This is a genomic window from Ramlibacter agri (assembly GCF_012927085.1).
Lineage (GTDB): Bacteria > Pseudomonadota > Gammaproteobacteria > Burkholderiales > Burkholderiaceae_C > Ramlibacter > Ramlibacter agri.
On record NZ_JABBFX010000001.1, the window covers coordinates 3,088,582 to 3,108,211 of the forward strand.

Genomic DNA, 19,630 nt, shown 5'->3' on the forward strand with positions numbered 1-19,630 from the left:
TCCTGACGTGCGGCTGGCCGTCGACGCGCGCGACCGCCTGGGCGAGTGCGCGATGTGGTGCGAGTCGGCGCAGGCGCTGTACTGGACCGACATCGAAGGCCTGAAGATCAGCCGGCTGCAAGCCGATGGCCTGGTGCACGAATGGAAGCTGCCCCAGCGCGTGGGCAGCTTCGCTTTCTGCGCCGGCAGCCGCACGCAGATGCTGCTGGGCCTGGACTCGGGCATCGCTCTGTTCGACACGGCCAGCGAATCCTTGTCGCCGGTGATCGCTGTAGAAGCGGACGAGCCAACGACGCGCATCAACGACGGCCGCTGCGATCGCCAGGGCCGCTTCGTCTTCGGCATGTACAACCCGAAGGAAGCCGCGATCAGCGGCTTCTATCGTGTCGATGCGGACCTGCGGATCGAGCGCCTGCCACTGCCGCCCGCCGCGGTGGGCAACAGCATCTGCTTCAGCCCGGACGGCGCGACGATGTACTACACCGACTCGCCCACGCGCACCATCTGGTCGCTGGACTACCACGCGGACGGCTGGCTCGGCACGCCGCGCGAGTTCGTGCGGCTGGGCGAGCAGGAAGGCTTTGCCGACGGTTCCTGCATCGACGCGCAGGGCGGGCTGTGGAACGCGCAGTGGGAAGGCAAGTGCCTGGTGCGCTACGACGCGGCCGGCGCCGAGACGGCGCGCATCGAACTGCCGGTGTCGCGGCCGACCTGCCCGGCCTTCGGTGGCCCCGACCTCGACGTGCTGTACGTCACCTCCGCGCGCGGTTCGCTGAGCAAGGAGCGCCTGCGCGACGAGCCTGCGGCCGGCGGCGTCTTCGCCGTAGCCGACACCGGCTGGCGCGGCCTGCCGGAAACCCGCTTCCAGCTGCGGCGATGAACACCGGCCTGCGCGAATACCACCTGGACAACGGCGCCGGACTGGCGCTGTCCGTCATCAACCGCGGCGGCATCGTCACCGGCCTGCAGGTGCCGGATCGCCACGGCCGCCTGGCCAACGTCGTGCTCGGACTACCCACGGTGGCCGACTACGAGAAGCCGCATCCGCACCTGGGTGCGCTCGTGGGCCGCTATGCGAACCGCATCGCGCATGGGCGCTTCGCGATCGACGGCCACAACTACCAGCTGCCGCAGAACAACGGCCAGAACACCCTGCATGGCGGCCCCGAAGGCTTCGGCCGCCGCTGGTGGGAAGTCACGCCGCACGGCAGCAGTTCGCTGGAGCTGCGCCTGGCGAGCGAGGACGGCGACCAGGGCTTCCCTGGCCGGCTCGAGGTGCAGGTGCGCTACACGCTGACGCCTCGCAACGAATGGCGCATCGACTACCAGGCGCGCTGCGACCGGGCCACGGTGGTGAACCTGACGAACCATTCGTACTTCAACCTCGCGGGCGGCGGCAGCGTCCTCGATCACACGCTCACGCTGGCGGCGCAGCGCTATTGCGCGGTCGACGCCTCCCTGATTCCTGAGAGCGTGGAAATGGTGGCCGGCACGCCTTTCGATTTCCGCACTGCCACGCGGATCGGCGAGCGCATTCGCGAGCCGCATCCGCAGCTGCTGCGCGCGCGCGGCTACGACCACAACTGGGTGCTCGATGGCGAAGGCCTGCGTTTCGCGGCGCGGGTGGAAGAGCCCACGTCCGGCCGCGTGATGGAAGTGCTGACCACCGAGCCGGGCGTGCAGTTCTACACCGGCAATTTCCTGGACGGCACGCTGGCCGGGCGCGACGGCGTGCTGCGGCAAAGCGACGGGCTGTGCCTGGAGACGCAGCACTTTCCCGATTCGCCCAACCACCCGGACTATCCGTCCACGCTGTTGCGGCCCGGCGAAACCTTCCACAGCACCACCGTCTACCGCTTCACCCATCTCTGAGGTCCAACATGCCGCGCACGCGTTACCAGGGCGTCTTTCCCGTCGTTCCCACCACTTTCCGCGAGGACGGCACGCTGGACCTGGCGAGCCAGAAGCGCTGCGTCGACTTCATGATCGCGGCCGGTTCCACGGGCCTGTGCATCCTGGCGAATTTCTCCGAGCAGTTCCTGTTGTCCGACGAGGAACGCGAGGTCCTGACGCGGACCCTCCTGGAACACGTGGCCGGCCGCGTGCCGGTGATCGTAACCACCACGCACTTCAGCACCGAGGTGTGCGCGGCGCGCAGCCGGCGCGCGCAGGAGCAGGGCGCGGCCATGGTGATGGTGATGCCGCCGTATCACGGCGCCACCTTGCGTGTCGGCGAGGCCGGCATCCACGAGTTCTATGCGCGGCTGTCGGACCGCATCGCGATCCCGATCATGATCCAGGACGCGCCGGTGGCGGGCACGTCCTTGCCGGCCCCTTTCCTGGCGCGCATGGCGCAGGAGATCGAGCACGTCGCCTACTTCAAGATCGAGACCGCCGGCGCGGCGAGCAAGCTGCGCGAGCTGATCCGGCTGGGCGGCGAGGCGATCGAAGGTCCGTGGGACGGCGAAGAGGGCATCACCTTGCTGCCGGACCTGGAAGCAGGCGCGACCGGCGCGATGACGGGCGGCGGCTTCCCGGACGGCATCCGGCAGATCCTCGACCCGTGGCAACAGGGCGACCGCGAAGCGGCGGCGCAGGCCTACTACCGCTGGCTGCCACTGATCAACTTCGAGAACCGGCAGGGCGGCATCCTGACCGCGAAGGCGCTGATGAAGGCCGGCGGGATCATCGACTGCGAGGCGCCGCGGCATCCGTTTCCGGCGATGAACGCGGCGGTCCGCGAAGGTCTGCTGGCGACGGCGAAGCGCCTGGATCCGCTGGTGTTGCGGTACGCGTAGTCAGGCGCCAGCCTCCAAAGCGACCCCATACGACTCGGCCGCCGCGCTCTTGATCGCGGCCAGCATCACCCGGGCCGCCGGCGACAGCGGCCGGTCGGCGCGCGTGATCAGCCCGAAGGCGTCCATGTGGCAGGGCAGGTCCACCGGCAACACCGCCACCAGCGCGTGGCTGGCGTAGTACTGGCCCACGTCGCCGGCCACCAGGCCGATCATGTCGCCCTGCGCGATCATCTTGGTCATGAAGAGGACCGCCGCCGTCTCGATCAGGTTGGCCGGCGCTTCCAGTCCCTCTTCGCGAAACATCAGGTCGAAGCGGTGCCGCAGCACGCTGCCTTCTGGCGGCACGATCCAGCCCCAGCCGTTCAGGTCGCGCAGGCTCAGCTTGTCCACGCCCAGCAAGGGGTGGCCCGGGCGCACCATCGCCACGACGGGCTCCTCGGCCAGCGCCTCGAAGCGGATCGCCGTCTTGTCATGCTGGGCAAACAGGCGCGCCACGCCGATGTCGATGCGGCCCTGCGCCATGCGTTCCATCAGCACGTCGCTGGTTTCGATGTGCAATGACACGCGCAAGGCCGGATGCGCCTGCTTCACTCGGGCCACGGCCTGCGGCAGCAGCATGATGCCCGGCGTGGTGATCGCGCCCACGCTCACCTGGCCGAAGCGGCCGGCCTTCAGCTCCTGCACTTCGTCGTGCGCCTGGTTGAGGCTCGACAAGGCGGTGCGCGCGTGGCGGATCATCGCCTCGCCATAGGCGGTGGGACGCATGCCGCGCGGCAGCCGCTCGAACAGCGGGACGCCCAGCACGTCCTCCAGGTCCTTCAGCAGCTTGGACGCCGCCGGCTGCGTCATGGCCAGCACCTCGGCGGCCCGGTGGATGTTGCCTTCCTCGTCCAGCGCCACCAGCAGCAGCAGCTGGCGCGTCTTGAGCCGGGCGCGGATGAACCAGTGCGAGTAGTTGACCAAGACTGCCTCCCCCGGGTTTGTATGAATGCCGAATCGTATATCGCAGAAGGCCGAATCGCGATTGGTCGTGTATCCCTGACCCACCTACCATGCGGCCCACCCCGAAGGAGCGTGTGGGCAAATGGGCGAAGTCCTGAAAAACTACATCAACGGCCACTGGGAAATGGGTGTGACCACGGGTACGAGCGAGAACCCCTCGGACCTGGCCGCGCCCGTGGCCGACTACGCCCGCGCCGACGCCCGCCAGGCCGAGGCGGCCCTGGAAGCCGCCAGCGAGGCCTTCGCCAGCTGGGCCGGCGCCACGCCGCAGCGCCGCGCCGACGTGCTGGACTTCGTGGGCAACGAATTGCTGTCACGCCGGGACGAACTCGGCAGCCTGCTGGCGCGCGAGGAGGGCAAGACCCTGCCGGAGGCTGTGGCGGAGGTCGCGCGGGCGGGACACATCTTCAAGTTCTTCGCCGGCGAGGCGCTGCGGACGCCGGGCGAGAAGCTCGCCTCCGTGCGGCCGGACATCGAGGTCGACATCACGCGCGAACCGGTAGGCGTGGTGGCGGTCATCGCGCCCTGGAACTTCCCCTTCGCCATCCCGGCCTGGAAGATCGCACCGGCGCTCGCTTACGGCAACACGGTGGTGTTCAAGCCGGCGGAGCTGGTGCCGGCCTGCGGCTGGGCGCTGGCCGAGATCCTGAGCCGAGCCGGGCTGCCGGCCGGCGTGTTCAACCTGGTCAATGGCAGCGGCCGGCAGGTCGGGCGCGTGCTGGTGGAAAACCGCCTCGCTGACGCCATCACCTTCACCGGCTCCGAGACGACCGGCAAGCAGGTGCTGCAGCAGGCCGCCGCTCGCGGCGCCAAGGTGCAGCTGGAGATGGGCGGCAAGAACCCGCTGGTGGTGCTGGCCGATGCCGACCTGGACCGCGCGGTGGACTGCGCGCTGCAAGGCGCCTTCTACTCCACCGGCCAGCGCTGCACGGCGTCGAGCCGCCTCATCGTCGACGCCAAGGTGCACGACACCTTCCTCACCCGCCTGCGCAAGCGCACGCGGGCGCTGCAGGTGGGGCACGCGGAAGAGCGCGGCACCGACATCGGGCCGGTGGCGAGCCGCGCGCAATTGGACACGAATCTTTCGTATATCGAGGTCGCCCGGACCGAAGGCGCCGAACACATCTGCGGCGGCGAAGTGCTGGAGCGGCCCACGCGCGGCCACTTCATGTCGCCCGCGCTGTTCCTGGCCACGCCCGAGCAGCGGATCGCGCGCGAGGAAATCTTCGGCCCGATCGCGGTGGTGCTGCGCGCCGACGACTACGAGCACGCGCTCGCGCTCGCCAACGACACACCTTACGGCCTGTGCGCCGGCATCTGCACGACCTCGCTGAAGCGGGCGATGCACTTCCGCCGCAACGCGCAGGCCGGCATGGTCATGACCAACCTGCCGACGGCGGGCGTCGACTACCACGTGCCCTTCGGCGGCCGCAAGGCCAGCAGCTTCGGGCCGCGCGAACAGGGGCGCCAGGCGGCGGAGTTCTTCACCACCATGAAGACCGCCTACACCTGCGCCTGAACGGTTCCATCCACCCAACCACGAGAAGGAGACACACCATGATGAACCGACGCCACGCCTCGCTGGCCCTGGCCCTCGCCAGCGGCCTGCCGCTATCCAGCTTCGCGCAGAAGAAGATCGTGCTGGGCTTCAGCCAGATCGGCGCGGAAAGCGAATGGCGGACCGCCAACACCGAGTCGATCAAGCAGGCCGCCAAGGATGCCGGCATCGACCTGAAGTTCTCCGATGCGCAGCAGAAGCAGGAGAACCAGATCAAGGCCATCCGTTCCTTCATCGCGCAGAAGGTCGACGTGATCGGCTTCTCGCCGGTGGTCGAGAGCGGCTGGGAAACTGTGCTGCGCGAAGCCAAGGCTGCCAAGATCCCGGTGATCCTGACCGACCGCACCGTGGACGTGAAGGACGACACCTTGTGGGTCACCTTCATGGGCTCCGACTTCCTGGAAGAAGGCCGCAAGGCCGGCCGCTGGCTGACGGAGAACGTCAAGGGCAGCGACGTCAAGATCGTCGAGCTGCAGGGCACCGTGGGCTCGGGGCCCGCGATCGACCGCAAGAAGGGCTTCGAGGAAATCATCAAGGGCAAGCCGCAGTACAAGATCGTGCGCTCGCAGACGGGCGATTTCACCCGCGCCAAGGGCAAGGAAGTGATGCAGGCCTTCCTGAAGGCCGACCCGAAGGTCAACGTGCTCTACGCGCACAACGACGACATGGCCATCGGCGCCATCCAGGCGATCGAGGAAGCCGGGCTGAAGCCGGGCAAGGACATCACCATCATCTCGGTCGACGGGGTGAAGGGCGCCTTCGAGGCGATGATGGCCGGCAAGCTGAACGTCACCGTCGAATGCAGCCCGCTGCTGGGCCCGCAACTGATGGCTACGGTGAAGGACGTCGTGGCCGGCAAGCCGGTACCGAAGCGCATCGTCACGCAGGAAGGCATCTTCCCGATGGATACGGCCGCCAAGGAATTCCCGAACCGCAAGTACTGATGGCGGAAGTGCAGTTGCCGGTGCTGGAACTGGCCGGCATCTCGAAGTCCTTCCTCGGCGTGCGCGCGCTCGCCGGGGTGGGGCTGCGCCTCTTTCCCGGCGAGGTGCATGCATTGATGGGGCAGAACGGCGCCGGCAAGTCGACGCTGATCAAGGTGCTCACCGGCGTGTACGGCGCCGACGCCGGCACGATGCGGCTGGCCGGCGACTACGTGCAGCCGCGCTCGCCGCTGGAGGCGCAGCGCCTGGGCATCAGCACGGTGTACCAGGAGGTCAACCTCTGTCCCAACCTGTCGGTGGCCGAGAACGTGTTCGCCGGCCGCTATCCGCGCCGCTTCGGCATGGTGGACTGGAAGGCGATGGAAGCGCAGACGCGCGCGCTGCTGGCGCGCCTGAGCCTCGACATCGACGTCAGCCGCCTGCTTTCGAGCTATCCGGTGGCGGTGCAGCAGATGGTGGCCATCGCGCGCGCGCTCAGCGTGTCCGCGAAGGTGCTGGTGCTGGACGAGCCCACTTCGAGCCTGGACGAGGACGAAGTGCGGCGCCTGTTCGCGGTGCTGCGGCGCTTGCGCGGCGAGGGCATGGCCATCCTGTTCGTCACCCACTTCCTCGACCAGGTCTACGCCATTGCCGACCGCATCACGGTGCTGCGCAATGGCGAGCAGGTCGGTGAATACCGGGTCGAGCATCTTCCCGCACCGGCTCTGGTCGCCGCGATGGTGGGCCGCGAACTCGCGGCGCGGCGCGAGGCGGCGCCGGTGCCGGAAGCCGCTGATGACGCCGCGCCGGCGCTGGTGGAACTGCGCGGGCTGGGCAGCAAGGGCGTGGTGCAGCCGACCGACCTGCAACTGCGCGCCGGCGAGATCGTCGGCCTGGCGGGCCTGCTGGGTTCGGGCCGCACCGAGCTGGCGCGGCTCATGTTCGGGCTGGAACGTGCCGACCAGGGCGAGCTGCGCGTGCGCGGCGCGACGACGAAGGTGGAGCGCCCGGCCGAGGCCGTGCGCCTGGGCATGGCGCTGCTGCCGGAAGACCGCAAGACCCACGGCATCGTCAGCGAGCTGTCGGTGCGCGAGAACATCATCCTGGCCTTGCAGGCGCGGCGCGGTGTGCTGAACCAGCTGGGCGCGCAGGAGCAGGCGCGGCTGGCGGAGTCCTTCATCAAGGCGCTGGGCATCGTCACCGCCGACCTGGAGACGCCGATCGGGCAGCTCTCGGGTGGCAACCAGCAGAAGGCGCTGCTGGCGCGCTGGCTGGCGACGCGGCCCAGCCTGTTGATCCTGGACGAACCCACGCGCGGCATCGACGTCGCCGCCAAGCAGGAAGTGATGGACGAGATCCTCCGGCTGGCCGGCGAGGGCATGGCGGTGCTGTTCATCTCGTCCGAGATCGACGAGGTGGTGCGCGTGTCGCACCGCATCGCGGTGCTGCGCGACCGGCGCAAGGTGGGCGAGCTGCCGGCCGGCAGCCAGGAGCAGGACGTGTACCACCTGATCGCGGAGGACGCATGAAGTTCTGGGGCCACCGGCTGTTCTGGCCGGTCGTGACATTGGTCCTGCTGCTGGTGCTGAACGCGGCGTTCAGCCCCAGCTTCCTGCGCCTGTCGGTGCGCGACGGCCACCTCTATGGCAGCCTGGTCGACATCCTCAAGGGCGCGGCGCCGCTGGCGCTGGTGGCACTGGGCATGACCCTGGTGATCGCCACCCGCGGCATCGACATTTCGGTGGGCGCGGTGGTGGCCATCGCCGGCGGCGTGGCGGCCTGGATGATCGGCGGCTCGCTGGTCATCCACGACGGCGTCAGCACCTATGTGAGCCGCTTTCCGATGTGGCTGGCCATCGGGTGCGCGCTGGGCGTGGCCCTGGCGTGCGGCGCCTGGAACGGCGCGCTGGTCGCGTTCGTCGGCATGCAGCCGATCATCGCGACCTTGATCCTGATGGTGGCCGGGCGCGGCATCGCGCAGCTGGTGACCAACGGGCAGATCATCACGGTGTACTACGCGCCGTATTTCTTCATCGGCAACGGCTACCTCTTGGGCTTGCCCTTTCCTTTCCTGCTGGCGCTGGCGGTGTTCGCCGTGCTGTTGTTCACGGTGCGGCGCACGGCGCTGGGCCTGTTCATCGAGGCGGTGGGCGTCAACCCGGCGGCGGCGCACCTGGCCGGCCTGCCGGCGCGGCGCATCACCTTCTGGGCCTATGCCTTCTGCGGCGTCTGCGCCGGCGTCGCGGGGTTGATCGTCAGTTCGACGGTGAAGAGTGCCGACGGCAACAACGCCGGCCTGCTGCTGGAGCTGGATGCGATCCTGGCCGTGACCCTGGGCGGTACGGCGCTGACCGGCGGCCGCTTCAGCCTGGCGGGCAGCCTGATCGGTTCGCTGATCATCCAGACCCTGACCTATGCGATCTACTCGATGGGCGTGCCGCCCGAGGTGAACCTGGTCGTGAAGGCCGCCGTCGTGTTCTTCGTCATGCTGATGCAGTCGCCCGAGTTCCGCCGGACGGTGGCGCGCCTGGTACGCAGGCCCTTGCCGCTGGAGGCCGCGCAATGACCCCCGGCCTGAGCCTGTCCGCGGAAGAACGCGTGGCACAGCCGGCGCCGCCGCGTCGCCGCGCGCGGCTGGACCGCAAGTACGTGCCGCTGCTGGTCACCATCACGCTGTTCGTCGCGATGGCAGGCGTCGGCTCGGTGATGTACACCGGTTTCTTCTCGGCGCAGGTGTTCCTCAACCTGCTGATCGACAACGCCTTCCTGTGCATCGTCGCGGTGGGCATGACCTTCGTCATCATCTCCGGCGGCATCGACCTGTCGGTGGGCTCGGTGGTGGCGCTGACCACCATGGTGTCGGCGGCGCTGGTGGAGCGGCACGGCTGGAGTCCGCTGGAGGTGATCCCGCTGGTGCTGCTGATGGGCGCGAGCCTGGGCGGGCTCATGGGTTTCCTGATCGAGCGCTTCCGGCTGCAGCCCTTCATCGTCACGCTGGCCGGCATGTTCCTGGCCCGCGGGCTCTGCTACCTGATCTCGATCGACTCGATCAGCATCACCAACGAGACCTACAAGGCGATCTCGCAGGCGCGCATTCCCGCCTGGGCCGATGCCTCGCTGTCGGTCGGCGCGGTGATCGCGCTGGTGATGGTGGCCGGCGGCATGCTGGCCGCGCACTACACGCAATTCGGCCGCACGGTCTATGCGATCGGCGGCAACGAGCAGTCGGCGATGCTGATGGGCCTGCCGGTGCGTTCCACGCTGGTGGGCGTGTATGCCTTCAGCGGCTTCTGCTCCGCGCTGGGCGGCGTCGTTTTCACCTTCTACATGTTGTCTGGCTACGGCCTGCATGCGGTGGGCCTGGAGCTCGATGCAATCGCCGCCGTGGTGATCGGCGGTACCTTGCTTTCCGGCGGCGTCGGCTACGTGTTCGGCACGCTGTTCGGCGTGCTGATGCTGGGCATCATCCAGACGCTGATCATGTTCGACGGCACGCTCAGCTCCTGGTGGACCCGCATCGCCATCGGCGCGCTGCTGTTCGCCTTCTGCCTGCTGCAGCGGCTGTTCGAGGCGCGCCAGCCGGGTGCCGGGCACTAGCGGAGGCGGCGCGCCTCACCGGCCCGGAACGAGCAGCGCCGCCGGCAGCGACAGCTCGCCGCGCGACTCGAAGCTGACCGTGTTGAACAGCGCACCACCCACCTTGCCGCGCACCACGTAGGGCAGGTGGGAGTCGCCGCGCAGGAACAGGTTGAAGGCCTCGCGCGCGATGTTCAGCGCCGAGGCGCTGACTGGCAGCGTGACCACCGTTTCGCCGAAGCGCGGGATGGTGCCGCTCGCATTGGTGACGCCGGTCGCCACCAGGGCGTTGCGCAATTCCAGTTCCACCGAGATGCCGTCGTAGGCGATGTCGAATTCGTTGGGATTCTGCAGCCGCAGCCGGACCTGCAGGCGGATCTCCAGGTTCTCGCCGCCGGCCGGCTGCACGTCGACGACCTGCACCCGCAGAGGTTCCATCCGGGCGACCGTGCCGCAGCCGGCCACCAGCAGCAGCGGCACCCAGGCCAGGGCGCGGCGACGCTGGAGGAGGAAGGCTTCCGGGCGCTGCATGGGGGCCATTCTGCATCCGTCAGCTTGCTGTCTGCAGGTTTCGCGTATCCTAGGGTTCTCCCGATGCCAGATTCCTCCGCACCGCAAGCGGCGCCGCCGCTTTGGCTGCTGGTGCTCGTCACGCTCAGCGGCACTATGGCCATGCACATGTTCGTGCCCGCGCTGCCCGACGCCGCCCGCGGCCTCGGCGCCAGCGCCGGTGCGATGCAGATGGCCATCAGCCTCTACGTCGCCGGCCTCGCCGTCGGCCAGTTGTTCTACGGGCCCTTGTCGGATTCGCTGGGACGCCGTCCCATGCTGCTGGTCGGACTCGCGCTGTACACGGCGGCGGGCCTCGCCGCGGCCCTGGCGCCCGGCCTCTACCTGCTGCTTGGTGCGCGGCTGCTGCAGGCCCTGGGCGGCTGCGCCGGCCTGGCGCTGGGACGCGCCATGGTGCGCGATACCTCCCATCCCGAGACCGCCGTGCGCCAGCTCGCGATGCTGAACCTGATGGTGATGGTGGGCCCGGGGCTGGCGCCGCCGATCGGTGGCGCGCTCGCGGGCGCATGGGGCTGGCGCTCCGTGTTCGTGCTGCTGTTCGTGGTGGGCGCGGCCACGCTGGCCTTCGCCTGGCGCTGGCTGCCCGAGACCGGGCGGCCCACCGGCAACGTCGGCTTGCGCCGCGTGCTGGGCGACTACGCGGTCCTCCTGCGCTCGCCGCGTTTCGTCGGCCTCGCCCTCGGCGGCGGCTGCGCCACCACTTCGGTGTACGCCTTCCTGGCCGCGGCTCCCTTCATCTTCACCCACACGCTGCACCAGTCGGTGCACGCGGTGGGCATCTACGCCGGCCTGCTGGTGCTGGGCATGGCCGCGGGCAACGCCATCACCAGCCGCCTGAGCCGGCGCGTGCCTTCGGCGGTGCTACTGCGCGTGGGCAGCAGCCTGAGCCTCGCCAGCGGCGTGGGCCTGCTGGTGCTGGTGCTCGCGGGCGGCCTGAGCGTGGCGAGCACGATGGCGCTGATGCTGCTCTTCACCTGCGGCTGCGGCCTGGCGAGCCCGGCGGCGCTGGCGAAAGCCGTCAGCGTCGATCCGCTGCGCATCGGCGCCGCCGCGGGCCTGTACGGTTTCTCGCAGATGGCCGTGGGCGCCGCGTGCACGGCGCTCGCCGCGGTGGGCGGCGATCCGGCGCTGGCGGCGGCCGTGGTGCTGGTGGTCGCTGCAGTGATCGCGCAGGTGGCGTTGACGGTGGCCCTGCGCTACGAGCCGCGCTAGCGGCCCCCCCCGACGCGAGGGGGCTGGATCGCTGGACCCGGTGGAACACTCAAGGCAGCGTGCCATCTGAGCGCGCATTGCAGGGAGTCCCACCGTCCATGGATCTGTCCGATCCACCGCTTCAGTCCGTCCTCGAAGGACAGCCAGCTTTCAATCCCCACTACCTGTCGCACCAACTGCTGGACCGCCTGCAGCAGCCAGCCCTGTTGTTGACGCTGCGCGGCGAAGTGCAGCATGCCAACCGGGCCGCGCATGACCTGCGGCAGCACACGGCGCTGCTGCAACGGGCGGATGGCAGCCTCGGCCTGCCCGCGCCAGCCTGGACGCCCTTGCTGGCGCGCTGCGACCGGCTCGCGCTGGCGCACGCCGCGTCCGGCACGCACTTCGAATCGCTGCGGGTCGAGGCCGGCACGGAAAGCCTGCAGGCGGTCTACGGCCTGCTTGGCGCACCGGTCCTGGACCCGCAGCCGCTGCTCCTCGTGCTGCTGTACCACCCCCGGTCGGCGCCTGGCATCGATCCGGCCTTGCTGCGGGCGATGTTCAAGCTGACACCGACGGAAGCCCGCATCGCCGTGCTGCTGGCCGAGGGCCTGACCCTCAAAGAGATCGCAGCCGCGGTGCAGAGCCAGCCCGACACGGTGCGCAAGCACCTGCGCTGCGTGTTCGGCAAGACCGGCACCGGCCGCCAGCTGGATCTGGTGCGGCTGTTGCTGCACCTGCCGCGCGCCTAGCGCGCCGACTCGGACAGCTGGCGCCGACGCGCCTCGCCCTGGCGCGCGAGCATCCAGCCCGGATATTCGGCGGGCAGCTGGCTGACCGTGTCGATGCGCGCGAGTTCGTCGGCATCGAGCCGCAGCCCGGTGGCCGCAATGTTGTCAGCCAGCTGCTCCGGCCGTTTCGCACCGACGATCACGCTCGTCACCTGCGGCTGGTGCAGCAGCCAGGACAGCGCCACCTGCGCCACCGTCGCGCCCCGGGCCTGCGCGATGTCGCGCATCACGTCCACCGCATCGAAGGCGCGCTCCTTGTCCACCGGCGGGAAGTCGAACTCCAGCCGCCGGCTGCCGGCCTCGGCCTGCTGCTCGCGCCCGTACTTGCCCGAAAGCAGGCCGCCGGCCAGCGGGCTCCACACCATCAGGCCCAGGCCTTCGCTGCGCAGCATGGGCACGATCTCGCGCTCGAGGTCGCGCCCGGCGACCGTGTAGTAGGCCTGCAGCGACTCGAAGCGGGCGAGCCCCCAGCGTTCCGCGATGCCCAATGCCTTGGCGATCTGCCACGCCGCCCAGTTGGAGACGCCGACGTAGCGCACGAGGCCGTCGCGCACCAGCTGGTCGAGCGCGCGCACCGTCTCCTCGATCGGCGTGGACGGGTCGAAGCCGTGGATCTGGTACAGGTCGATGTGATCCAGCTGCAGGCGCTTCAGGCTGGCCTGCACGCCGTGCAGGATGTGCGCCCGGCTGGCGCCACGCATGTTCGCGCCGGGGCCGGTCTCGCCGAGCACCTTGGTGGCCACGACGACCTGGTCGCGCGCCACCTTCAGGTTGCGCAGCGCCTGGCCGGTGATCTGCTCGGAGGCGCCGCCCGCGTAGACGTCGGCGGTGTCGATGAAGTTGATGCCGGCATCGAGCGCCTGCCCGACCAGGCGTTCGGCCTCGGACTGCTGCAGCGTGCCGATCTTGCCCCACATGCCTTCGCTGCCGCCGAAGGTCATGGTGCCGAGACAGAGTTCGGAGACGAACAGGCCGGTGCGGCCGAGGGGAACGAGGCGCATGGGATTCCTTTCTTGCTGTCGTGCTGGAGGGCGCGCTCCGCCGATGCTGTCCTACATCGCGCGGCGCGAGGCCTTCCTAGCATGGCTTCTTTCGCAAAACCCCACGATGCAGTCCACGACCCAAAAACCCGCCGCGCGCCAGGAGCGCATCGACGTCCGCGACGACTACGCGGTATGCGCCTGGGCGCGCCACTTCAACGTCACCCAGGCCCGGGTGAAGGAGGCCGTGGCCGCGGCCGGCGATGACGCCGAGCAGGTGCGCGCGCACCTCACGCGCAGCGCGAGCGAGCGGCCCTCCGCCTGAAGCGCCGCCTCAGGCGGGCATCTGGAACACCTGGCGCAGGTAGGCCAGGAAGGTTGCGTCCGCCGCCAGCGTCTTGCCCGGCGAGTCCGAGAGCTTGGCCACCGGCTGGCCATTGGATTCGACCAGCTTCATCACGATGTTGAGCGTGGCCAGGCTCATGTCGTTGGTGAGGTTGGTGCCGATGCCGAAGCCCACATTCACCCGGTCGCCGAAGTGGCGGTACAGGGTGATCGCCTTGGGGAGGTCCAGGGCGTCGGAGAACACCAGGCGCTTGGAATGCGCATCGATGCGCAGCGCCTTGTAGTGCGCCAGCGCCTTCTCGCCCCAGGCCACGGGGTCGCCCGAATCGTGGCGCAGGCCCTCGAACAGCTTGGCGAAGTAGAGGTCGAAGTCGGCCAGGAAGGCATCCATGCCCACGGTGTCGGTGAGCGCGATGCCCAGGTCGCCGCGGTATTCCTGCACCCATTCCTCCAGCGCGGCGCGCTGGAAGTCCCGCAGGCGGATGCCCAGGCCCTGGAAAGTCTGCAGGTATTCGTGGCCCATGGTGCCGATCGGCGTGGTGCCCAGGTCGCGCGCGAGCAGCACGTTGGACGTGCCCTTGAAGAATTGCGGGGCGGCGTCCCTCAGCGTGCGCACGACCTCGCGCTGCCAGTCATGCGAGTAGCGCCGGCGCACGCCGAAGTCGAAGAACTCGAAGGGATGGGCGAGCGGCGGCTGCGCGGCGAACTCCTGCAGCAGGGCCACCTTCTGCTGCAGCCGGCGGCGGCCCTCGGCCAGCGCGCTCGCCGCGTCGAAGCGGCGGAAGTACAGCTCGTTGACGATCGCCAGCACGAAAATCTCGAAGGGCATCACGTGCACCTGCGGGCCCATGGCGGTGATCCGGAGTTCACCGCCGCTCGCTTCCGCGTGGATGAAGTCGCGCTGCAGCTGGAAGATGCGCAGGAAATCGACGAAGTCGCTCCGGATGAAGCGCAGGCCGCCGAGGAAGGCCAGGTCCTCGCGCTCGAAGCGCAGGCGGCACAGGTGGTCCAGCTGCGCGTTCACGTCCTCCAGCAGTTCCGCCAGCGGGTAGGCCGGCTGGTTGCGGCACACGAAGCGGTAGTGGGACTGCGTTTGCGGATGCCGATGCAGGATCGGCTGCCACATCGTGAACTTGTAGAGGTCGGTATCGAGCAGGCTGGAGATGACGGGGACGAAGGCCATGCGGCACTGTACGCCGGGCCGCGGATGCGGGCCCGGCGCGGCGGGCGCGATCAGCCGCCTTCGAGGTCGTGGCGCTTGTCTGCCGGCACCGGCGCGCCGCCCTGCGGGTAGCCGCCGGTGGGCCAGGGCGCCGCCGGCTCGCTGCCGCCGCCGGTCATGCGCTCGCTGGCGTTGTTCGCCGCTTCCTTGATCTCGCCTTGTTTGTCCCGGGCCTGGGCGTACCAGCTGCGCAGGATCTCACCGGCCGTCTCGCGGCCGCCCAGGCCGAAGGCCAGGCCGATGCCCAGGGCCAGCGCGCCCACCACCGCCATGAACAGCGTGTTGACCAGCTCGGTCGCGATGCCGATCTGGTTCACCGCCACCACGATGGCGAAGGCCCACACCACGCCCGACGCGAGCCGGGCGAGGAAGTTGGAGTTGGACAGGCCGGCTTCGGCCGTGGCGCCGCGCACGACGTTCGACAGCGCGCGCGCCGCCAGTCCGCCGATGACCAGCACCACCAGCGCGACGACCACGTTGGGCAGCCAGAGCAGCAGTTGGCGCAGCACCTCGCTGACGGCGGGCAGCCCCAAGGCGTCGAAGGCGACCACCAGCGCGATCAGCCGCACGAACCACTTGACGACCAGGCCCAGCACGCCGGACGCGTCGGTGTCCATGCCCATTTTGTGCACGAAGTCGGCCAGGCCGGAGCGCGCCGCGAGGTCGTTGAAGTGGATGCGGCGCAGGACGGCCACCACGCCGCGCTCGATCAGCGAGGCGACGAACCAGCCGACGATGACGATCAGGGCGAAGCCGATGATCTTGGGGATGGCCGAAAAGAGCAGGGCCATCGCGGCGGCGAGCGAGGTGAACATCGCGTCGCTCCATTCCGTGACCTGGACTGGCATGGGGAACTCCTGGGAGTGTGAGGACTGCTTCCCACTCTCCGGCCCCGCGCAGCCCGGCCGTGTCGGCTGGGTAAATCGGGCGGTGTAGGAACGACCTGCGGCCGCGCAGGGCGTTGCGGCTAACAATGAGATTTATTCTCGTTTAGATTACAGTCGCTAAAAAACCAATTCCCAAAAAGAAACTCCCCATGCCCATCGTCCCCCCGATCCGGCTGCGCCCGGTCGTCCTTGCCCTGCTGTCCCTTGCGCCCGTCGTCCGTGCCCACGCCCAGGCCAGCCCGCCGGCAGCCCCGCCGCGCTCCGTGACCCTGCCGACGGTGACGGTGGAGGGCGGCAGCGACGGCGCCAGCTACGCCCCCGGCGCCAATTCGCTCAGCCGCGTAGGGGCGGACCCGCGGGACGTGCCGCAGTCGATCACCGTCATCACCAAGCCGCTGATGGACGCGCAGGGCGCGACCTCGCTGGCCTCGGCCCTGCGCAACGTGCCGGGCCTGACCATCGGCGCGGCCGAGGGCGGCCAGATCGGCACCAACATCAACCTGAATGGCTTTTCGGCGCGCACTGACCTCTACCTCGACGGGATGCGGGACCGCGGCCAGTACTACCGCGACATCTTCGCCCTCGACTCGGTCGAGGTGCTGATGGGACCGTCCTCGATGCTGTTCGGGCGCGGGTCCACCGGCGGCGTGATCAACCAGGTCACCAAGAAGCCCTCGCACCAGGCTTTCGGCGAGGTCTCGGTGTCCGGCACCACCTACGGCCTGCTGCGCACGACCGCCGACTTGAACCGGCCCTTGTCGGAGACCTCGGCCTTCCGTCTCGCCGCCATGGCGCAGGAAGGCAATGCCACCAACCGCCAGCAGAACGAGCTGCGCGATTTCGGCCTGGCCCCCTCGCTGGCGCTGGGTCTGGGCACGCCCACGCAGATCACCGCGACGGCGCTGCTGCAGCACAACCACGACATGCCGGACTACGGCGTGCCGCCGCTGAACGGCGCGCCGGCCCGGGTGAACCGCGACACCGCCTACGGCTTCACCGACGATCGCACCAACTCCGACATCGGCTCGCTGTCGCTGACGGTGCAGCACAAGCTGACGCCGGTCGCGACCCTGCGCAACCAGACGCAGTACAACGACGTCCGCACCAACGCCATCGAGACCGCGCCGCAGGTGATTGGCACCCGCGCCGGCGGCACCGGGCCTTTCGTGCCGCTCGCCACCGGCACGACGGCCGCGCCCATCACCCCGAGCAGCAGCCTCCCGCTGGACCAGCTGTGGGTGCGCCAGCAGAGCCACGATCGCACCATCCACGACAAGTCGCTGTTCAACCTGACCGAGTACCACACGACCTTGCAGCAGGGCAGCGTGAAGCACGCGCTGCTTGGCGGCCTGGAACTGGGCGTGGACGACTACCGCAACCAGGCCTATTACCGCAACGGCAGCTGCGGTGGCGTGGCGCTGAACCCGGCCGGCGGCACCAGCGGCTATGTCGCCTGCACGCCGCTGGTGGATCCGCCGCAGGTCACCTCGCCCGCGGGCGTCAATGAGACGGCGGGCAACCTGGCCACAGGGCATGCCACCACCACGGCGGCTTTCCTCAACGACACGATGTCGCTCGGCGAGTTCTGGAAGCTGGTCGCGGGCGCGCGCTACGACCGCTACCGCGCCGACATCGACAACTCCACGCCATCGGCCACGCAGTCCGCCTCGCAGTCGCAGACGGTGAACTACACCAGCGTGCGTGGCGGCGTGATCTGGCAGCCGACGGCGGCGCAGTCGTTCTACGTCTCCTACAGCACCTCGTTCAACCCTTCGCTGGAGCAGCTGGTGTCGACCACGGGCACCACGCAGCCGCTGCCGCCGCAGGAGAACAAGGCCTTCGAGGGCGGCATGAAGTGGGACCTGCTGGATGGCGACCTGTCGACGAACGCGGCCGTGTTCCGCATCACGCAGTACAACGCCCGTTCGCAGAACAACGACGGCACCTACACCGCCACCGGCACGGTGCGGGTGAACGGCTTCCGCGCCGGAGCGTCCGGGCGCCTGACCAAGTCGGTGCAGGTCTTCGCCGCGTACACGTATCTCGATGCGAGCATCGTCGACGCCATCGCGCCGGCCACCCAGGGCAAGGTTCCGCTCAACACGCCGCAGAACGCGGCCAACGTGTGGCTCTCCTATGCGCTCACGCCCGAGTGGGAAATCGGCGGCGGCGCCAACTACATCGGTTCGCGCTACGCCAACAACACCAACCTGGTCAGCGTGCCCGCCTACACGCGCTTCGACGCCGTCATCGCCTACCACCAGCCGCGCTACGACATCCGGCTGAACCTGTTCAACCTGGCGGACAAGCATTACTACGACGCCCTGATCCCCTCCGATGGCGGCCGCGCGGTGCCCGGCCTGGAGCGTTCGGCCATGCTGACCGGCACCTACAGGTTCTAGCCATGCTGCTCGTGATCCCCGGCGTGCTGGACGCCGCCGCACTCGCCGAGCTGCGCGCGCTGCTCGACGCGCCGCAGGCCGAATGGGTGGACGGCCGCGTGACGGCCGGCCACCAGGGCGCGCAGGTCAAGGCCAACCAGCAGGTCGACGAGCGCAGCGCGACGGCGCAGCGCGGCGCCGCCATCGTCGCCGTGGCGCTGGAGCGGCATCCCACCTTCATCAGCGCGGCGCTGCCCAACGTGCTGTATCCACCGATGTTCAACCGCTATGCCGGCGGCATGGAGTTCGGCGCGCATGTCGACGGCGGCGTGCGCCTGCATCCGCACGACGGCCGCAAGCTGCGCACCGACCTGTCGGCCACGCTGTTCCTCAGCGACCCGGACAGCTACGACGGCGGCGAGCTCGTGGTCGAAGGCGCCAGCGGCACCAGCAGCGTCAAGCTGCCGGCCGGCGACATGGTCCTCTATCCGGCGACCACCGTGCATCGCGTGACGCCCGTCACGCGCGGCGTGCGGGTCGCTTCCTTCTTCTGGGTGCAGAGCCTGGTCGCCGATGCCGGCGAGCGGCAGCTCCTGTTCCAGCTGGATGCCTCCATCCAGCGCCTCGCATTCACGAACGCCGACGAACCCGCGCGCATCGCGCTGGTCGGCATCTATCACAACCTCTTGAGAAAATGGAGCCATCCTTGAATCGGGCCACCACGCTGTCCGGCCCCGCCGCCACAGCATCTTCGACGGCCATCCGTCCTCCCCTGTCCGCCCGCGCGCTGCTCTGGCTGCGCAAGACCCACGGCTGGATCGGCCTGTGGGGCGCGGTGCTGGGCCTCCTGTTCGGCATGGCGGGCTTCTGGCTGAACCACCGCGCCGTCATGAAGATCCCGACCTCGCAGCTCCGCGAGCATGCGCAGATCGCCGTGCCCGACCCCGCGCCGGCCACGCCGGCGGACATGGCCGGCTGGCTGCGCGGCGCGCTGCAGCAGGGCCGCGACGCGAACGTCACGCGCGTCGAGCCCGCGCGCAAGCTGCAATGGCAGCAGGCCGACGGCCAGCCGATCACGCAGCCCGAACACTGGATCTTCACTTTCGGCGGCCCGGACCGCATGGTGCAGGCGGACTACTGGAAGGGCAACCGCTCGGTCGGCGTCAACGTCACCAACAACGGTTTCGCGGCGACGATCGCCAACATGCACAAGGGCGTCGGCATGCCCGCCGCGTGGATCCTGCTGGTGGACACGCTGGTGGGCAGCCTGATCTTCCTGTCGGTGAGCGGCGTCGCGATGTGGCTGCTGATGAACAAGCGCAATCGCCGCGCGGGCCTCGTCGTGCTCGGTTCCTCGGTGGCGCTGACCGCCGGACTGATTGCCTGGGCGCTGGCCGCCTGATCCG

General features: G+C 69.3%; 19 protein-coding genes. 14 read left to right on the top strand and 5 right to left on the bottom strand.

Translation table 11 applies throughout. The annotated features are described in order from the left end of the window. Positions 1-7 precede the first annotated feature (7 nt). Genes HHL11_RS15075 through HHL11_RS15085 form a run of 3 tightly spaced genes read left to right on the top strand, consistent with a single transcriptional unit; the run spans position 8 to position 2,798 of the window. Positions 8-880: an SMP-30/gluconolactonase/LRE family protein gene (locus HHL11_RS15075; protein WP_342593220.1), complete on the top strand. Its 873-nt coding sequence runs from the start codon at positions 8-10 to the stop codon at positions 878-880. Further along, positions 877-1,872, top strand: coding sequence for an aldose epimerase family protein (locus tag HHL11_RS15080; RefSeq protein ID WP_169419167.1), 996 nt, complete (start codon positions 877-879; stop codon positions 1,870-1,872). The genes HHL11_RS15075 and HHL11_RS15080 overlap by 4 nt, the downstream gene beginning before the upstream one ends. A gap of 8 nt (positions 1,873-1,880) precedes the next feature. Further along, positions 1,881-2,798 (top strand): dihydrodipicolinate synthase family protein, encoded by a 918-nt coding sequence (locus HHL11_RS15085; RefSeq protein ID WP_169419168.1) that lies wholly within the window; start codon positions 1,881-1,883, stop codon positions 2,796-2,798. Here HHL11_RS15085 and HHL11_RS15090 read toward each other — a convergent pair whose 3' ends face one another. Continuing rightward, positions 2,799-3,761: a LysR family transcriptional regulator gene (locus HHL11_RS15090; protein WP_169419169.1), complete on the bottom strand. Its 963-nt coding sequence runs from the start codon at positions 3,759-3,761 to the stop codon at positions 2,799-2,801. Positions 3,762-3,882: 121 nt separating this feature from the next. Between HHL11_RS15090 and HHL11_RS15095 the strand changes: the two genes are divergently transcribed. Genes HHL11_RS15095 through yjfF form a run of 5 tightly spaced genes read left to right on the top strand, consistent with a single transcriptional unit; the run spans position 3,883 to position 9,878 of the window. Beyond that, positions 3,883-5,319, top strand: coding sequence for an aldehyde dehydrogenase family protein (locus HHL11_RS15095; protein ID WP_169419170.1), 1,437 nt, complete (start codon positions 3,883-3,885; stop codon positions 5,317-5,319). Positions 5,320-5,357: 38 nt separating this feature from the next. Further along, on the top strand, positions 5,358-6,302 hold the full coding sequence (locus tag HHL11_RS15100) for an ABC transporter substrate-binding protein (protein WP_169419171.1): 945 nt from the start codon (positions 5,358-5,360) through the stop codon (positions 6,300-6,302). Next, entirely contained in the window at positions 6,302-7,810 is a 1,509-nt protein-coding gene (locus HHL11_RS15105; protein WP_169419172.1) for a sugar ABC transporter ATP-binding protein, read from the top strand. Before HHL11_RS15100 ends, HHL11_RS15105 begins: the two co-directional genes overlap by 1 nt. Further along, complete coding sequence (locus tag HHL11_RS15110; protein ID WP_169419173.1) at positions 7,807-8,847, top strand: ABC transporter permease; 1,041 nt, start codon at positions 7,807-7,809, stop codon at positions 8,845-8,847. Before HHL11_RS15105 ends, HHL11_RS15110 begins: the two co-directional genes overlap by 4 nt. Beyond that, a complete protein-coding gene (gene yjfF / locus HHL11_RS15115) occupies positions 8,844-9,878 on the top strand; it encodes a galactofuranose ABC transporter, permease protein YjfF (protein ID WP_169419174.1) in 1,035 nt (344 codons plus the stop codon). The genes HHL11_RS15110 and yjfF overlap by 4 nt, the downstream gene beginning before the upstream one ends. 15 nt (positions 9,879-9,893) lie before the next feature. Here the strand turns inward: yjfF and HHL11_RS15120 are convergent, their stop codons facing one another. Then, positions 9,894-10,388, bottom strand: coding sequence for an LEA/WHy family protein (locus HHL11_RS15120; RefSeq protein WP_240980082.1), 495 nt, complete (start codon positions 10,386-10,388; stop codon positions 9,894-9,896). Between the two features lie 63 nt (positions 10,389-10,451). On the opposite strand from HHL11_RS15120, the gene HHL11_RS15125 reads away from it, so the two are divergent. After that, entirely contained in the window at positions 10,452-11,639 is a 1,188-nt protein-coding gene (locus HHL11_RS15125) for a Bcr/CflA family efflux MFS transporter (protein ID WP_169419175.1), read from the top strand. A gap of 98 nt (positions 11,640-11,737) precedes the next feature. Next, positions 11,738-12,370: a helix-turn-helix transcriptional regulator gene (locus HHL11_RS15130; RefSeq protein WP_169419176.1), complete on the top strand. Its 633-nt coding sequence runs from the start codon at positions 11,738-11,740 to the stop codon at positions 12,368-12,370. On the opposite strand, the gene HHL11_RS15135 is transcribed toward HHL11_RS15130, so the two are convergent. Beyond that, positions 12,367-13,410, bottom strand: a complete 1,044-nt coding sequence (locus HHL11_RS15135) for an aldo/keto reductase (protein WP_169419177.1) — start codon at positions 13,408-13,410, stop codon at positions 12,367-12,369. The genes HHL11_RS15130 and HHL11_RS15135 overlap by 4 nt on opposite strands. 106 nt (positions 13,411-13,516) lie before the next feature. On the opposite strand from HHL11_RS15135, the gene HHL11_RS15140 reads away from it, so the two are divergent. Beyond that, on the top strand, positions 13,517-13,714 hold the full coding sequence (locus tag HHL11_RS15140) for a DUF3606 domain-containing protein (RefSeq protein ID WP_169419178.1): 198 nt from the start codon (positions 13,517-13,519) through the stop codon (positions 13,712-13,714). 9 nt (positions 13,715-13,723) lie between these two features. Here HHL11_RS15140 and pncB read toward each other — a convergent pair whose 3' ends face one another. Both pncB and HHL11_RS15150 read right to left on the bottom strand, forming a co-directional pair. Beyond that, positions 13,724-14,917 carry a nicotinate phosphoribosyltransferase gene (gene pncB / locus HHL11_RS15145; protein ID WP_169419179.1) on the bottom strand — a complete coding sequence of 398 codons (1,194 nt, stop codon included), beginning with the start codon at positions 14,915-14,917 and terminating at the stop codon, positions 13,724-13,726. A 50-nt stretch (positions 14,918-14,967) separates the two neighbouring features. Continuing rightward, positions 14,968-15,804, bottom strand: a complete 837-nt coding sequence (locus tag HHL11_RS15150; RefSeq protein WP_169419180.1) for a mechanosensitive ion channel family protein — start codon at positions 15,802-15,804, stop codon at positions 14,968-14,970. A 188-nt stretch (positions 15,805-15,992) separates the two neighbouring features. Here HHL11_RS15150 and HHL11_RS15155 point away from each other — a divergent pair, with 188 nt between their 5' ends. Genes HHL11_RS15155 through HHL11_RS15165 form a run of 3 tightly spaced genes read left to right on the top strand, consistent with a single transcriptional unit; the run spans position 15,993 to position 19,626 of the window. Then, positions 15,993-18,245 carry a TonB-dependent receptor gene (locus tag HHL11_RS15155; RefSeq protein ID WP_169419181.1) on the top strand — a complete coding sequence of 751 codons (2,253 nt, stop codon included), beginning with the start codon at positions 15,993-15,995 and terminating at the stop codon, positions 18,243-18,245. 2 nt (positions 18,246-18,247) lie between these two features. After that, positions 18,248-18,934 (top strand): Fe2+-dependent dioxygenase, encoded by a 687-nt coding sequence (locus HHL11_RS15160; protein WP_169419182.1) that lies wholly within the window; start codon positions 18,248-18,250, stop codon positions 18,932-18,934. After that, positions 18,931-19,626, top strand: a complete 696-nt coding sequence (locus HHL11_RS15165) for a PepSY-associated TM helix domain-containing protein (RefSeq protein WP_240980083.1) — start codon at positions 18,931-18,933, stop codon at positions 19,624-19,626. The genes HHL11_RS15160 and HHL11_RS15165 overlap by 4 nt, the downstream gene beginning before the upstream one ends. Positions 19,627-19,630: the final 4 nt, after the last annotated feature.

Excerpts from the sequence above, each read along its gene's own strand:
- HHL11_RS15140 (WP_169419178.1), top strand. The coding sequence starts at position 13,517 with ATGCAGTCCACGACCCAAAAACCCGCCGCGCGCCAGGAGCGCATCGAC.
- HHL11_RS15100 (WP_169419171.1), top strand. The coding sequence starts at position 5,358 with ATGATGAACCGACGCCACGCCTCGCTGGCCCTGGCCCTCGCCAGCGGC.
- pncB (WP_169419179.1), bottom strand. The coding sequence starts at position 14,917 with ATGGCCTTCGTCCCCGTCATCTCCAGCCTGCTCGATACCGACCTCTAC.
- HHL11_RS15120 (WP_240980082.1), bottom strand. The coding sequence starts at position 10,388 with ATGCAGCGCCCGGAAGCCTTCCTCCTCCAGCGTCGCCGCGCCCTGGCC.
- HHL11_RS15155 (WP_169419181.1), top strand. The coding sequence starts at position 15,993 with ATGCCCATCGTCCCCCCGATCCGGCTGCGCCCGGTCGTCCTTGCCCTG.
- HHL11_RS15130 (WP_169419176.1), top strand. The coding sequence starts at position 11,738 with ATGGATCTGTCCGATCCACCGCTTCAGTCCGTCCTCGAAGGACAGCCA.
- HHL11_RS15135 (WP_169419177.1), bottom strand. The coding sequence starts at position 13,410 with ATGCGCCTCGTTCCCCTCGGCCGCACCGGCCTGTTCGTCTCCGAACTC.
- HHL11_RS15095 (WP_169419170.1), top strand. The coding sequence starts at position 3,883 with ATGGGCGAAGTCCTGAAAAACTACATCAACGGCCACTGGGAAATGGGT.
- HHL11_RS15085 (WP_169419168.1), top strand. The coding sequence starts at position 1,881 with ATGCCGCGCACGCGTTACCAGGGCGTCTTTCCCGTCGTTCCCACCACT.
- HHL11_RS15150 (WP_169419180.1), bottom strand. The coding sequence starts at position 15,804 with ATGCCAGTCCAGGTCACGGAATGGAGCGACGCGATGTTCACCTCGCTC.
- HHL11_RS15125 (WP_169419175.1), top strand. The coding sequence starts at position 10,452 with ATGCCAGATTCCTCCGCACCGCAAGCGGCGCCGCCGCTTTGGCTGCTG.
- yjfF (WP_169419174.1), top strand. The coding sequence starts at position 8,844 with ATGACCCCCGGCCTGAGCCTGTCCGCGGAAGAACGCGTGGCACAGCCG.
- HHL11_RS15080 (WP_169419167.1), top strand. The coding sequence starts at position 877 with ATGAACACCGGCCTGCGCGAATACCACCTGGACAACGGCGCCGGACTG.
- HHL11_RS15105 (WP_169419172.1), top strand. The coding sequence starts at position 6,302 with ATGGCGGAAGTGCAGTTGCCGGTGCTGGAACTGGCCGGCATCTCGAAG.
- HHL11_RS15160 (WP_169419182.1), top strand. The coding sequence starts at position 18,248 with ATGCTGCTCGTGATCCCCGGCGTGCTGGACGCCGCCGCACTCGCCGAG.
- HHL11_RS15110 (WP_169419173.1), top strand. The coding sequence starts at position 7,807 with ATGAAGTTCTGGGGCCACCGGCTGTTCTGGCCGGTCGTGACATTGGTC.